The sequence below is a fragment of the Solirhodobacter olei genome (assembly GCF_004010155.1).
Taxonomy (GTDB): domain Bacteria; phylum Pseudomonadota; class Alphaproteobacteria; order Rhodobacterales; family Rhodobacteraceae; genus Solirhodobacter; species Solirhodobacter olei.
This window is the reverse complement of the sequence record NZ_RRYH01000028.1, coordinates 83,931-97,673: the sequence shown is the minus strand read 5'-3', so window position 1 is coordinate 97,673 and position 13,743 is coordinate 83,931. Positions and strand designations below refer to the sequence as shown.

15 protein-coding genes are annotated in these 13,743 nt (G+C 61.6%); 6 read left to right on the top strand and 9 right to left on the bottom strand.

Annotated features, from left to right (window positions below):
- Positions 1–91: 91 nt before the first annotated feature.
- From EIP85_RS17845 to EIP85_RS23070, 3 genes are all read right to left on the bottom strand, one after another.
- A complete protein-coding gene (locus EIP85_RS17845) occupies positions 92–886 on the bottom strand; it encodes a TcpQ domain-containing protein (protein WP_127903568.1) in 795 nt (264 codons plus the stop codon).
- A gap of 460 nt (positions 887–1,346) precedes the next feature.
- Positions 1,347–1,634: a helix-turn-helix domain-containing protein gene (locus EIP85_RS23490; protein ID WP_127903567.1), complete on the bottom strand. Its 288-nt coding sequence runs from the start codon at positions 1,632–1,634 to the stop codon at positions 1,347–1,349.
- Between the two features lie 404 nt (positions 1,635–2,038).
- Positions 2,039–3,034, bottom strand: coding sequence for a hypothetical protein (locus EIP85_RS23070; protein ID WP_206615573.1), 996 nt, complete (start codon positions 3,032–3,034; stop codon positions 2,039–2,041).
- A 487-nt stretch (positions 3,035–3,521) separates the two neighbouring features.
- Here EIP85_RS23070 and EIP85_RS17830 point away from each other — a divergent pair, with 487 nt between their 5' ends.
- Entirely contained in the window at positions 3,522–4,451 is a 930-nt protein-coding gene (locus tag EIP85_RS17830; protein ID WP_127903566.1) for a hypothetical protein, read from the top strand.
- A 149-nt stretch (positions 4,452–4,600) separates the two neighbouring features.
- Positions 4,601–5,203, top strand: a complete 603-nt coding sequence (locus EIP85_RS17825; protein WP_127903565.1) for a hypothetical protein — start codon at positions 4,601–4,603, stop codon at positions 5,201–5,203.
- Between the two features lie 150 nt (positions 5,204–5,353).
- Here EIP85_RS17825 and EIP85_RS17820 read toward each other — a convergent pair whose 3' ends face one another.
- The 5 genes from EIP85_RS17820 to EIP85_RS17800 form a co-directional block, all read right to left on the bottom strand.
- Positions 5,354–5,872 (bottom strand): helix-turn-helix transcriptional regulator, encoded by a 519-nt coding sequence (locus EIP85_RS17820; protein WP_127903564.1) that lies wholly within the window; start codon positions 5,870–5,872, stop codon positions 5,354–5,356.
- Positions 5,873–5,899: 27 nt separating this feature from the next.
- Positions 5,900–6,259, bottom strand: coding sequence for a hypothetical protein (locus EIP85_RS17815; protein WP_127903563.1), 360 nt, complete (start codon positions 6,257–6,259; stop codon positions 5,900–5,902).
- Positions 6,260–6,342: 83 nt separating this feature from the next.
- Positions 6,343–6,924, bottom strand: coding sequence for a hypothetical protein (locus EIP85_RS17810; RefSeq protein WP_127903562.1), 582 nt, complete (start codon positions 6,922–6,924; stop codon positions 6,343–6,345).
- A gap of 300 nt (positions 6,925–7,224) precedes the next feature.
- Positions 7,225–7,797: a Flp pilus assembly protein CpaB gene (gene cpaB / locus EIP85_RS17805; protein WP_164871788.1), complete on the bottom strand. Its 573-nt coding sequence runs from the start codon at positions 7,795–7,797 to the stop codon at positions 7,225–7,227.
- Positions 7,794–8,006, bottom strand: a complete 213-nt coding sequence (locus EIP85_RS17800) for a Flp family type IVb pilin (protein ID WP_206615507.1) — start codon at positions 8,004–8,006, stop codon at positions 7,794–7,796. Before EIP85_RS17800 ends, cpaB begins: the two co-directional genes overlap by 4 nt.
- A 719-nt stretch (positions 8,007–8,725) precedes the next feature.
- On the opposite strand from EIP85_RS17800, the gene EIP85_RS17795 reads away from it, so the two are divergent.
- The 4 genes from EIP85_RS17795 to EIP85_RS17780 all read left to right on the top strand — a co-directional run bounded on the left by EIP85_RS17795 (position 8,726) and on the right by EIP85_RS17780 (position 12,302).
- The gene (locus EIP85_RS17795; RefSeq protein WP_164871787.1) at positions 8,726–10,015 is read left to right on the top strand and encodes an MraY family glycosyltransferase; all 1,290 of its coding nucleotides are present in this window, start codon (positions 8,726–8,728) and stop codon (positions 10,013–10,015) included.
- Between the two features lie 672 nt (positions 10,016–10,687).
- A complete protein-coding gene (locus EIP85_RS17790) occupies positions 10,688–11,098 on the top strand; it encodes a hypothetical protein (protein WP_127903559.1) in 411 nt (136 codons plus the stop codon).
- A gap of 355 nt (positions 11,099–11,453) precedes the next feature.
- On the top strand, positions 11,454–11,822 hold the full coding sequence (locus EIP85_RS17785) for a helix-turn-helix domain-containing protein (protein WP_127903574.1): 369 nt from the start codon (positions 11,454–11,456) through the stop codon (positions 11,820–11,822).
- A 9-nt stretch (positions 11,823–11,831) separates the two neighbouring features.
- Entirely contained in the window at positions 11,832–12,302 is a 471-nt protein-coding gene (locus EIP85_RS17780; RefSeq protein WP_338325355.1) for a response regulator, read from the top strand.
- A gap of 347 nt (positions 12,303–12,649) precedes the next feature.
- Here the strand turns inward: EIP85_RS17780 and EIP85_RS17775 are convergent, their stop codons facing one another.
- The gene (locus EIP85_RS17775; RefSeq protein ID WP_127903557.1) at positions 12,650–13,585 is read right to left on the bottom strand and encodes a carbon-nitrogen hydrolase family protein; all 936 of its coding nucleotides are present in this window, start codon (positions 13,583–13,585) and stop codon (positions 12,650–12,652) included.
- Between the last annotated feature and the right edge of the window lie 158 nt (positions 13,586–13,743).

Sequence of the window (13,743 nt, the reverse complement as noted above, 5' to 3'; positions counted from 1 at the left end):
TTTACGCCGCCACATGGCCGGTTTTGTCGCCGCCGTTGACACGAGGCGAGAGCCAACGCCGAGACGGCGTGAGAGGGGAACGTCCGACGCATTACATGCCACCGCCGATCTTGAGGACTTTGTTGGGGAACATCTGAATGAAGGGCGGCGCTCCGCTATCGTCGAACCCCGCGACGAGGATCTTCAGCGCGCCTGAGAAGTCTGCCTGCACCGCCACCGGCACGGCGAGCTTCCAATCTGCATTGGTGGCGATGATGACGCGGTAACCCGCCTTCTTCGCCCACTCGCGGACAACGGTGGTGAGATACTGACCGCCGCGCGCGCGCCATACCGGCAGGGACGGCGCGGCAGGCTTCGCATTGGGCGTCTGCATGGTCGGGGCCTTGGCACCGCCAGCGTCGGGCACGATATGAAGGGCAGCGCGGGTCGCGGCGCCAATGGTCCCGCCTGCTACCTTACCTGAGCAGGGGATCCTGAGTTGGCTGCCGACGATCAGAATATGCGAGCCGTGGAGCTGGGGGTTGGCGGCGACGATTCGCGGCCAGGCTGTTCCATCGCCCATGTACCGACGAGCCAATCCATAGGCATCGTCCCCCGGGCGCACCGTGACGGAGCGCAGAGTGCATTTAGACCTGTTCGGACTCGCGGCGGGCGGCGCCTCGTGGAGTACGGCTGTCTGGATGGCCGGTGCCTTGGAGTGGGCCGCAACCAACTCAGCGAAGCGCTTCTTTTGCCCGACCGACCGCAGATTGGTCACCATCTCCGCCTTGATGATCGCAGCAGCATCCGGGCAGCTGATTAGCTTTGCAGCGAAGGCATGTTTTGCCATGGCTACGCCGATTAGAACTGTGGCGATGCCGATCGGGCGGCGTATTGCGCCAAACATGAAGGCCTCTCCCTGGTGGACGAGGCCGTCATGACAGTGAGTTATCCGATTGGCAATACTATTGTGCTATGCACACCATACATTACTATATTGCGCGAATACTGGTCGTCGATTGCGAGGCCCATGACCTTGACTGCTTCGGTGACGGATGCCGGGTTAGAAGCAGCTGTTTCACCCACTCGCGAGTCACCCCATACAATCAGCGGATCTCATCAACTTTGTAGCTTTCTAGGGATGTGCGGCCCTACCGGCTCGGCCTCAGCATCTGGTGGATCGGGTGGACGATGAATCCTTCCGGCCCTGAATGTCCGACTCCGCAGATGTGATCGTAGGGCGCAAGGCCGCTGCAGGTCTTGGACCTCAGCGCGGAGTCTTGGGCGATCTCAAGCCCGGAGAGAGTGGCATTGGCCAGCGCAAAGATCTGGAACAAGGCATTGGCCAGATACCCCGGCGTACAAGTTCAGGCTTGCCGTGCAGGACGAGTAGGCTCAGAAGGTTGTCCGCCGTCAGCTGTTAGGCCGGCCTCAGACATCGGCAGAAGAAGCTCGTAGGCATCAACGCCAAGTGCGATTGCGAGCTTTGCCAACGTGTCTAACCCTACTGAGACGCGCGCGTTCTCGATGGCACTTACTCGGCTGTTAGTCGTTTCCATGCGTTCCGCGACGGCAGATTGGGAAAGACCAATGGACTCGCGATGGCGCTTGGCGTGGTATGCGACTCTGCGGCGGTACTTTTCGACAACGTCCATGTCTGTCCTAGAGCGGGGGATGGGGCATCCGCGTAACGGCGAGCGCCGGGGATTGGTTCCGATGGCACAGTATTGCAACGCCAACTACTGCCGGCGCAACCGATTAACGGGCTGCGTCTGGCACACCGACGACCACTGCAAGACCGGCAAATGTTGACTCATCCTAAGGCGATAGCGCTGTTGGACTTCGGCCTGCCGGCACCCCTTCCCTTGGCTCGTCGGGCGAAGGCTTCGATCTCAACCCTGCCGAAGGCTGAACGGCGGTTCCCAACAGAGTTGTGGATCTGTATTTCAGCGATCTGCGCGCGCCAGATGCGGCGCAGAAACCGGCCCGCCTCTCGCGGGCGCATCTGCTCAAAACTCAAGCGATGCGGGGACGAGCCTTGCCCGCCCCCACCAAACATTCAGGCTCCGCCGGCGGCAGCCATACGTTGGTTGGTGTAGGCTGTAAGCATCGAGGCCATGTCCTGCTCGGTCACAGGAAGGCGCAGGCCGTTGGCGCCAGTTTCGACCGAATGGGCAAGGATCGTGACACAGAGCCTTGTGCGCGAAACCGACTTCAGTGGCACGAAGGTAATCTTGCGAGGCTTCAGTTGAGGCGTCAGCCAGGTTGCGTGGATGACGCCGATCGGCAACCCCTCCTTGGAAAAGAGGACGCGGCCGACGAAGGCGTCGCTGTTGCCAAAGATGCCGCAGATCTGGTTACGTGCGGCGAGATATTGGCCGCGCGTGGGTTCGGTCACCCCTTGGAGCGCGTTCCCGCCTGGCGAATTGATGCCGCCTGTCGTGCCACCGCCAGCTTGGCCACCGCCCGTCTGGCCGCCGCCCGCCTGGCCGCCGCCCACCTGGCCGCCGGTCGAACCGCCGACGTTTTCACTGCTTCCGCCGACGGAGACGCCCGCGCTAATCCCGCCGGACCCGAGCGAAGCCCCGACGCTCACACCGCCCGTGCCGCCGACGCTGGCCCCTACACTTGCGCCACTGCCTCCGCCAAGGCTGGCGCTGGCGCTCACGCCACCGCTTCCGCCAACGCTGGCTCCGACGCTCGCGCCACTGCCTCCGCCGACGCTGGCCCCGGCGCTTACGCCACTGCTGCCGCCGACACTGGCCCCGACGCTCGCACCCGAACCGCCGCCGATGCTCGCGCCAGCGTTAACGCCGCCGCTTCCCCCGACAGAGGCGCCGACCCCCAGACCACCTGAGCCGTTACCACCAATCGACGCCGAAATACCCCCCACCGACAAGCTAAGGGCAGTGGCCGCCGTCGTTGCTACCAGAAGGAATGCCCCGGAGAGGAGGACCCGACCCGACAGCTTGCGGAGGCGGGCAAACGGGTGCGTGTCATATTCGATTCCGGCAAATTCGGGCACTTCCCTGTAGCTATTCAAATCAGATCTCATCTTAATTTCTCCACAACATCTTGCAGGTTCGAGAACAACCTTCCGGGTTGTTATGATTGACACAATCACACCCGTAGGGCGATATTGTTTTTGAATTGCGGCGTTTATGTGGCAGCTTGCGGAGAATCCAGGATCCATGGCTGTATTGAAATAGCGTGTCTGGGAGTCGCGAGGTCAAAGAACCTTAGTCAGGAATCCCGTACCGGAGACTTTTTTCATTCTTTCAGGCTGATGGGGCAAGGCCGTCCATCTTTTTGGCACCTCATACTTTCGTATGAATCGCACCTGAGCCCAATTCAAAGCGCTATTCGCTCCGGGAATAGTCAACCTAGTCGAGGCGGGCACGCGCTGTTCATCGGGCAAGACCCGGAGCGTCAAGCCACTAGCCTCGATGAGCGTCACCTCGGCGAGGCAACCGTCAATCGTCGGTAATTTGGCTGTGTCGAGGTGGGTTGGGGGCGTGCAAATAAGGCGTTGGAGACTTTCAATGATGAACTTCGGGAAAAAACAGGTTTCGGTGGTGTCGGTCGCGGCCGTTGCGCTGGCGGTCGGCGGGTCGTGGCAGGGTGCACCCCTTCCGGCCCGTGCCGCGACACTGAACCTTGGCGGGCTTGCCAGCGTGTCGGTCGGTACCAGTGGCGGCGGGCTGAGCGTTGGCGCGAGCACGCTGGGCACAACCGCGTCGGTCGGTGTCGGCACCGGCGGCAATGTCGCGAGCGTTAGCATCGGGCCGTCGGGCACCAGTGGTGGTGGCAACAACGGTGGTGGCAACAACGGCGGTGGCAACAACGGCGGTGGCAACAACGGTGGCGGCAACAACGGCGGTGGCAACAACGGCGGTGGCAACAACGGTGGCGGCAACAACGGTGGGGGCAGTAACGGCGGCGGCAGCAACGGCTCTGGCGGTGGCAACGGCGCTGGCGGTGGCAACGGTTCGAACGGATCCAATGGCTCGAACGGCGGCAATGGGTCCAATGGTTCGAACGGCTTCACGAGTTCGGTGAGCGATACCAGTGGCCATGGAGATGGCAACGGTTATCTCGTGCCTGGCGCGGACGGGATGCTCGCCTCCGCCAACTCCATGATTGCGCCGCAGCAATTCTATCCGGTTCCCACTGGCGGCGCGCACGGCACGCTAGCCTGCAACGACGGCCGCGGCACTGGGCCGGCTTTCATCAACTACACCGTACTTGATGCAGAGGCACACCCGCTCGGCGTGGTGCAGGAGGCGCAGGTCTCCCAGACCGGTGCACTCAAGATGATCCGCTTCCTTGCCCTGCCGCGGGACACGCCGCACTACAATTTCTGTGTGGCGATGAAAAACGACGGCGCCTTCCGCGTGGTCGGCGGCGCGGTACAGGTGCCGCTCAACGGCGCTCGGGTCCGCGCGATCATCCAACAGGCGCAGAACCGGTAAGGCGGCCCCACTCTCCCGGGCGGGTCGGATTTTGCCGGCCCGTCCGGCCCGCCTATCGACCTTGCGCCAGAGCGCGGCCCGGCCTTGCATCCTTCCCCACCTGCCCGGCCGCGCTCTCCCCAAACTTCGGCAAACCTCAGGAGAACATTATGACTTTCAAAACCCAGCTTATGTGCGCCGCGGCGCTGACTCTGTTGGCAGGAGGCTCGAGCGCTGCAACGCTGAACCTCGGCATTGCGTCTGTTTCGCTTGGCAAGAGCTCCGGCGGAGGCGTGTCCGTCGGCGCCCAGGTCGGCAAGTCCGGCAGCGTGGCCAACGTCGGCGCGACAGTCGGTGATACCAGCGGCGCGGGCTTGGCCCATGCCTCGGTCTCAGCACTCGGCGGCACCGTGAGCGGAAATGTCGGCGCGGTCACGGGAAATGGGCCGGTGGATGTCGGGCATCTCGTCGGCGGCAATGTCACAGTGGGCAAGCCCGGCAACCTCACGAACAGCCTGAGCGGCATCACGGATGTCGCCGGCAATCTCGGCAACGGCGGCGGACTTTCCGGCGTTACCGGCGGCCTGTCGGGGATCACCGGCGGGCTCTCGGGCGTGACCGGGGGTGGTGGCAACCCCCTCAGCGGTCTGACCGGCGGCCTGGGCCCCATCGGCTCGCCAATCGATATTTCCTCCGCGGTGACCAAGATCACTGCCCCGGTTACTTCCGCAGCCGGCGGCGGTGTCCTTTCCGGATTGAGTGGCGGCCTCTAATAACACCAAAAAGCCGCCGGGGTTCCGGCCCGGTGCAGGACCCCCAACGCCATTCCACGCCTCGGGCCGGAACTTACCGCCTGGGCCGGCCCTCCCCCAAGGGCCGGCCCATTTTCATCTGTTTAGCTGTCGGGGACAGGGTATGGCTGCTCAGGCCGGATCCTGCGAGAGCGCTGCCAGCAGATCCTCGATCACGCCTGTGACAAGCAGCTGCCGACTTGTCAGCCCGGACTTCCGGAAGATCGACGAGACATGCGACTTGATGGTGGATTCCGATGAGCGCCGGATCTCGGCGATCTCCCCATTGCTGAACCCCTTTACGACGAGCAGCGCCACGCTGCGCTCGCTGGGCGTCAGGCCCCAGGCCTGGAACTGGCGCTCCACATGGCTCTGGAATTCACCAGCAACGGCAGAGATCTGATCCTCGATCCGGCGCGAGCGGCGTACCGTCAACGCCAGCATGATGATGCTGCAGAGAACGCCGCACAGCAGGCCCAAGCTCGCCAGGATCTGCAGGATCTCGTAGGCTTCCCAGGGGATGAACGGCACCCGGATCAGGAAGACGTCAGCGACAAGACTGAAGACGAAGAAAAGCCCGCTGGCTGCCTGGATCACCAGGACCAGAACCAGAAGTACGACATAGGGCCACCGCAGTCCAAGTACCCGCATCCGTGAGCGCCCCCCGAAGCGCTAATACTACTTACCCGCGTCGGTCGCCGAATTCGACGGCGCGGCAGATGGCAGAGGAATGAAGGTCTGCGAGTCAGGCTTGGACTTCGGCAATGGCTGCAGGCGGCGCACAATCGCGTCGCGCAGAATATCGCCAGTGGCCGGGCTTACGACGATCTCGCGTAGCACATATTCGTTCTTAGCCCGAATGCGCACTCGATTGAGCCAGGTCGTATTCACGCTGACGATCGTATAGCCCTGCTTCTTCAACGCTCCGATGACCGGCTGCGCAAGGGTGATCGCCTCATTGCCCGGCGCAGCACACGCTGCGGGGGAATATGCCCCCACGACGCAGGCCGACAGAAGAAGAGCCCGGAGCACCTTCATTACAAATCTGCGTTGCATATCCTCCGCCTCAAGCGTTGCTCAACAATCCTCAGGGATCGTAGGCGGAGTCTCTTGGAATACCGTTAGGAAATATGCAACATTCGCTTGTTATTTTTCTTGGCCGCCATGAATACCGCAACCATGCTCTCCGGCGTGCTCGGCGTCCGCAGCGAGGCATCCGAGATCGCGAAGCGTTCCTGGCTCAGGTCATCCTCCACGAAATACCGCGAGCCTGCGACCACAACGGCGAACGGGTTGCGGCGACGGAAGTTCATCAGAAGGTCGATGGTCTGGCCCATGATGCGGCGGTTGTCGACTTGCACCGTCACGAATTGCTTGCGTGTGGCATCGATGGGGATCTGCGACAGGCCACGCGGCACGTTGACATCGAAGGACAGGTTGGCTGCAATGGCTTGGATGACGCCTGCGCAGCCGAGGATCTGACCGTCGACATCCCCGAGGATGTGCAGGTCGCAGCCGATGATCTCCTCCGGGATAGCCGGCAGGTCCGACCAGAGCCGCGACTTCTCCGGCCGAGGCGCATTTGCCGGATCCCGGCGGGAACGGAAGACCGGAGTATCCTTGTGCTTCCAGGAATGGGTGGGGATGGCGTAGTCAGTGGCACCATCTACACCGCTGTATTCCATGCGGTCCATAAGGTTCATTATTTCTCTCCTGCCCACCCCAAACGCACATACCTCAGGCCGGAATGACCTCAGAAGTTACGTCTAACCGGGGTTGTGCCGGATTGCGGATGACCGCGCCATCCGACGGGAGGGCTAAAAGAGAAGGATCATACTAAGGTGCGAAGGGGTTCTTCCGCTTACTCTTGGCAGCTTGGTGGGTGTGAGTTGGTACGTTTGGACCAAACCCGTCGTCCTAGCCACACTTTCCGGGCGGTCGGTTGCGCGGAGTCATTGCTATTTGCACACTCAGAATGACACCCCTGCATTGTGGTCCACAACTCATGTGCGAAATTGCATGCCGGTCACCGCAGTGTCCTGATCGGTCGCCAGAACCCGCAGCCCCTGGAGGATACGACGGCTCGCCTCCTGACCAGAGCTTGTCTTGTAAGCCAATAGAACATCGACATAATCGCCACGCGTCAGCAGCCCAGCCACGGCGCTCTGTGGCGTCACGGCGATGGAGATGCCGCGCATGCCGCGCGCCAGAAGCGCCGCATCGACGCTTGGCGCGGCCTGAAGATCATGCGGATCAAAGATCGCCCCCTGCGCCAACGGATACCTTACCACGCGGCCGGTGATGCCACCGAAATGTACAGCGTCGGACGGTATGGCGTCCGGAGGCACCCCCGCTTTCGGGCGCCGGGCCGAGGCGATATCCGCCGCCCTGACCACGTCTCCGGGCTTGAGGCCCCGGGCCGCCACCAGCACGGACACGGTTTGCGCGGGCGACACCGCAACACTCTCGGCCGCCGACGCCGGAACCGGTGCGGGGCCGCTACGAACATAGACCCAGGCCACTCCGGCCGCTCCGATCCCCGAGAGCGCCAGAACGCCGATCGTGCGGATCGTCACTGCACTGCACAGTTGCCAGTGCTGTCGAGTGCGGTGCAAACGTTAGCGAACTTGGTTTGCACGACCACCCCGAGGTTGCCGACGATCACCACCAGAACCGCGGCAATCAGGGCAGCAAACAGACCATATTCGATGGCAGTCGCGCCGTCCTCGTTGCGGGAAAAGACCGAAAGAGATTTTGCAATGTAGTGGATAGACTTACGGACCATGCTCTTACCTCACGTAGACCCCTACACGGGTCTCATTTCAGAAATTGCCGCCCATTCTAGGCGCCATTTCTAGCTAGGGTTGACTTTGATGCAGTGACAACTCCGTCTCGCAAAACATAGATCCAAAATGCAACCTTTGGGATATAACTGTCGCATGCATGCAACAGCGCGAGCGAGAAAATTTAGGAAGTTGTAAAATATAAGTTTTTGCGGAAGCCATTTCACGGGAAAAGAGGCATTATTCAGGGGATTTGACGGCGAAATGGGTCGAATCAACTAAAGGAAGAGTAAGGGGAAGCGCGGATCGGCTCCGCCCACGCCGCCCTTGCACCATCAAACCCCACTCTGCTTGCCCGCGCCCCACCCCAGCCATCCCTCCACGACAATTGGCCCGCTAGAGACAGAGACTGCACCCTGGTCAGCGTCGATCCAGTCTTTCGCGAAACCCAATGCCCTCGAATTCGCGCTCTTGACGGCGAGTGCACGAGGCGCTGACCAAACTTCGCCGCGTCGTGTCGCCAGAAGCCTTCACCTCGATCGACATCCGCGCCCGAGGGACCCCGAACTGCCAGTGCAAGCGGCATCCTCCTTTGGGACGATATGGACCAGATGGCGATGGCATGACGGCGAAGTGCCGTGTCTCTCTTTCGCTCGAGCTAAGGCATTGACGGCAAGGATGCATGGCTGGGGGTGTCGGGCGGTACAAGCAACCCAATCCAATGCCTACGCGCGTTGGCATCATTCATGAAGATCGGTTGGCGGGCATGTGGCTGACTCCAGAGGTCATTTCGTTTTCGGGCTCGCTCCTTGCCTGCTGGTTGCTGGTGCGCACCGGGCAGTTGCATGGCCATCTGACACACGACCTCACCGATGGCGCGCAGAAGATCCATGAAGGGGCAGTGCCTCGCATTGGCGGAATTGGGCTTGCTAGCGGCCTGATCCTCGGCGGTGCCACGCTTGGTCACGGCGCCGCGCTTTGGTGGATATTCGCGCTTGGCGCTCTACCGGCCTTCGCTGCAGGCCTGTGGGAGGACTTGACCAAGACTGTCCCGGTTCGTGTGCGCCTAACCGCCACCATCGCCGCGGGCGTCCTCTTCGCCGAGGTGACGGGCTATTCTCTGCATCACCTCGATCTTTGGCCGATCGACAGCATTATAGGCCTACCCGTGGTCGCAATCGGCTTCACCGGTCTTGCGATCGGCGGCGTCGCGAATGCGATGAACATTATCGACGGTTGCAATGGTCTGGCGGGCGGAACTGGATTGATCCTACTCGCGGCAATGGGCTGTATTTCTGCGGTTGAGCATGACTATGCGCTCGTGTCCCTGATCCTTCTGACGATGGCAGGGGTCATGGGCTTCTTGCTGATCAATTTTCCCCACGGTCGCATCTTCCTTGGCGATGCGGGGGCGTACGCGCTGGGATTTCTGGTTGCGGCTTTTGCCATCGCACTGCCTGCCCGGCACGCGGATGTCTCCCCCGCAATCGGACTGCTGGTCGTCATCTATCCTGTGAGCGAAACGCTCTATTCCGTTGTGCGCCGGCTATCGAAGGCTCGGACGGCAGTCAGCCAGCCCGACCGACTGCATCTCCACAGCCTAACCTTTGAGGCGCTTAAGGGTCGCATCGATAACCCTGTGTTTCGGAATTCGCTGTCGAGCGTCTTCATCTGGGCTCTTCCGCTCCTCTCAGCCCTCATGTCGTTCGCGCTTGCCTGGTCAAGCGTGACGGTTGTGCTGCTTGCGGCAGCTGCCAATGTTCTTCTCTACCGCCTTGCATATGCACAGGTTCTCCGACTGACACATCATCCTAGAGCACCGCGGGGAAAGGCGTTCAACGCCGCTCTGATGCCGGCACCGATGCCGAGTCTGGAGATCGTGGCCGCCGAAGATTCCTACTCGGGTCGGCGTACCAACGCCAAGCGCGACCGGCACCCGTCACGTCCCAACGTCCGGTATGTCCCTCTGGCGCTAAGCAAAGCTTCCCTATGGCTGGGCCAATTGCGATGACGATACGCCTGTTCCGCTGTGGCCAGTGTGGTCATATGATGCGCTACGGCAAGCTCCGATGCGGGTATTGCCGTCATGTGTCCCCCATGCTGAACTGGGCCGGTGTCGCTCTGGGGGTTGTTATGGCCGTCGCCTTGGTAATCTGGCACTGATCGGCTCCTGTTGGCACTTCCGAAGGACGCACGAGGTCACCTCGTTCACAGCCCGATGGTTCGAGCCGAATGTGCGAGGTCACATCAGCCTCGCCCGAAGGAAACGTGGTTAGGCTCACACAAAGTCGGCCGGCCCCGGGATCGGCGCCGGCATCGTGATGCTTCAACCCAGGCACCGCTCGGGCGATATGGGCGATACCCTGGTAAACGCCTCGCGCCAGCGCCAGGCGCGCGACCCCATACTTTGGTTTGATTTCCGAGCTGTCGTGCCGTGGTCTGATAGCTTGACGCCACGAGACCTGAAATCTGTCTACCTGGTTGAACCGCCGGCGAAAATGCTGGTGGCGGAAGGGAGCCTTGGCGGTCGCCCGGGCTCTAGGGAGTATTGATGATGAATGCACGTGTCCACGCGAAGCCATATGCCGACAAAGCCACTCCCGTTCGGCAGTCGCGCCGCGCGACAAACCGCCAGACGTACCCCCAGCGATTTGCAATCCCCGCTTCCATACACGACCATCCGATGGTCAAGCGCTTCGCCACCGAGGTTCCGGCAGCTTTCCATAACTGCGATGTTCATGTTCTCGGCGATTCAGAGGGGGACTTTCTCACCTGCTCGGACGTGTTCATGGCGCACGCTGGCGACGTATTTTTCGATGAGTGCTTCGAGCGGGGGCTCGGGGCGATAAGACCGGATCGACGGGTTCAGGTGGTCATTCTCCACATGGGTGACTGCGTCACTCAGCACTGGGTCATTGATCTGTTGAAGGACTTCCGTAGGCGGAACCCCTCCGCAGTCGTGATTGTCGGATCCCGCGACGTCGCGAATGATGATCTGACATGTGAATGGGTCGAACTCTGCGACGTATTCATGCGGGTTCCGAAGTCGCCAATCGACATGATCGCCGCATACCGGGCCGCAAGCCTCCACTGAACCTCGAAGACCTTGTCGACCGGCCGTGACTGAAATGAACACGAATCCGATACGTGGCACGCGCGACCCGTTACGAGGGCCGCGCCCAAATCGCCTATTCAACCGAGGATCGCTCAACGATCCACGTAATCTCTTGCCGAAGCCGCATCACGTTGTGGGTGGCCGAACATCCTTTGCCAAGGGCAAGTTGGAAAACCGTCTGCACGGCATGATCGGGCGCTTCATGGCGACCTTCAATCGTGGGCTGAGCAAAGTTGGGTCGATGCCCACAAGCGGTGCATCAGCCCAGGTCTTCGGCTTGAGGACGTCGACGTACCAAAGCCGCCGCAGATGCAACAATAAGAAAGACCTTTCGATGCCCCATCCCACCGACATCCACATTGGCAAGCGCATCCGCCAACGACGTTGGGAGATCGGCATGACGCAACAGCAATTGGCCGAAAAGGTTGGGGTCCGGTTCCAGCAAATCCAGAAATACGAGACGGGTACGAACCGCGTTAGCGCCTCCCGCCTCTGGGACATGGCCAATGCAATGGAGGTCCCGGTGGACCTCTTCTTTGCGGGTCAGGAGGAGGCCGAGGCGGCTAATGCCTTGGTCCAGGGCGATGTTCTGACGGACAGGGAGGCCCTCGAGTTGTTGCGCTCCTACTATTCCATCCCAGAGCAGCAACGCCGACGGCTCTTCGAGCTGGCCCGTGTTTTATCTGACACCTCCGCCCAATAGAACTGTCCGATGGACGGGCCTCGATCAAATGTGTCGGCGAGACGCAGCCACCGCCAAACCCAATCGGCGCGACGTATAGGACCTACAATGCGGGCCCCTCGGATCCTCCATGTCGATGACGACACCGATATCCTCGAGGTCGCGAACCTCGCGCTCGAACTGGTCGGCGGCCTCACCGTCGCACAGAGCGCCAGCGGAGCGGAAGCCCTGAGGCAAGCCCCAGGCTTCCTCCCTGACGTGTTCTTGCTTGATTACATGATGCCAGGGATGACGGGTGCAGAGTTGCTGGCGGAACTTAGGAAGATCCCTCTGTTCAAGGCAACGCCGGCTATCTTTCTCACTGCCGTGGACGACGGCGAGGTTATCCAGCGGCTGCGCGAGGCCGGAGCAGTGGAGATAATACCAAAACCATTTGATGCGATGACTCTTGCCAGCCAAGTTACCGCAATCTGGAAGGACGTGGCCCAGCTCGCGTCTTAGGACGCCAGTCAGCAGGCGTCGCCCGATGCCCCGACCCTGCTTTTTCCCATCAATGTAAGAGTATTTGATCTCTGTACGCCCCTCGTAGGCGTCATGCTTTGACGGGCCGACGCCGATCAGGTCGACAATCGTGCTGGCCCGGAGCGGTTCTTTGGAGAGTCTTCGCTGGGGCAGCCCATCTGCAGTCGTCATTGTTGGATCCCATGACATGGGAAACAACGATTTGACATCTGAGTGAGTTGAACTCCGTACCATGTTCATGCGCGTGCCGACATCGCCCACATGGTCACCGCTCACCGGTTCACAAGCTCCCTTTAACCCTCTTGGACCGACTACGGCATTAGTTATTAGCGATTCTCAGCAAAGATGATCGCGGCACCGGATGCACGCGTCGCGGCAGCCCGGATCTTCGAGGCCGCAAGGGGATAAGCCGACCTCCGCGACCACCGATCATTTGCGACAACGACGACGGCCGCGGGCGCGGCAGCGATGGTCTCGGCCCACGGCAGCGCGAGGTAGCTCTCATAGCAGATCAGGAAGCCGAGGCGCAGCGTCCTGCCCGGCGCCAGCGCGACCGGCTTCACCCCGCTGTTCCAGAAGTCAGGCACGGCTCCGGAGCGCTTCCAAGGCATCCAATCGACGCCAAGGATCGGCACGCGCTGGCGGTATACGACCTTGGGGGCGGAGCGGTCGGGCCGGACGAGCAGGATCTCCTGGCCGGTCTTTGTGCTGTCCCCGATCAGAAAGCTGACCCCGACCAGGTCAGCGACACCGCGGAAGTATTCAGCCGCTCGCGTCCGGTCGTTCTCGATGGTGCTCTCCGGGAGCGCGACGGCAAGGAGATCTCTCCCTTGCACTTGGCCGACCTTTCTGGCGATGCCCCCCCAATCCGTCGCCGGCAGTACCGAGCGGGAGGTGAATGCAGTGGCGAGGCCGAGGATAGGCACCCTCTTCGCCGACGTCGACACCCCGAAGACCAGCGCCACCCAGCAGAGGGTGTAGAGACAAATCCCTACGACAGCTGTTCTCCGGATCGACAGCAGCGCGATGATCCCCGCCCCGAGGGTCACGGCCGCCGCGCCATGGACCGGCGACACCTCCCAGACTGCGAAAATCGGATGACCCCAAAAGACGGGGCTCGCCGTCAGCACCACCATGGCAAGAACCGGCGGCAGAAGGGCCATGACGAGCGCCTGAAGCATCGTCACGAGCGCGAGGCAGACAACCACCGACTCCAGGCCGAAGCCATATCCAGTCAAGAGACCGACGAGCTGCAGGCCCATGGTGGCGCAAAAGCAGAGTCCAATCCCGAGCCTGTGTTTCCGACGGGGCGTATAGGCAAGCGCGATCGGCAGGAGGAGAAGGCCGGTCAGGGGTAGGCCCGGGAGGAACGCACTTGCGCCTGCACCAGCGGACACTGCCCCCGCGCAGAGGACCGGGT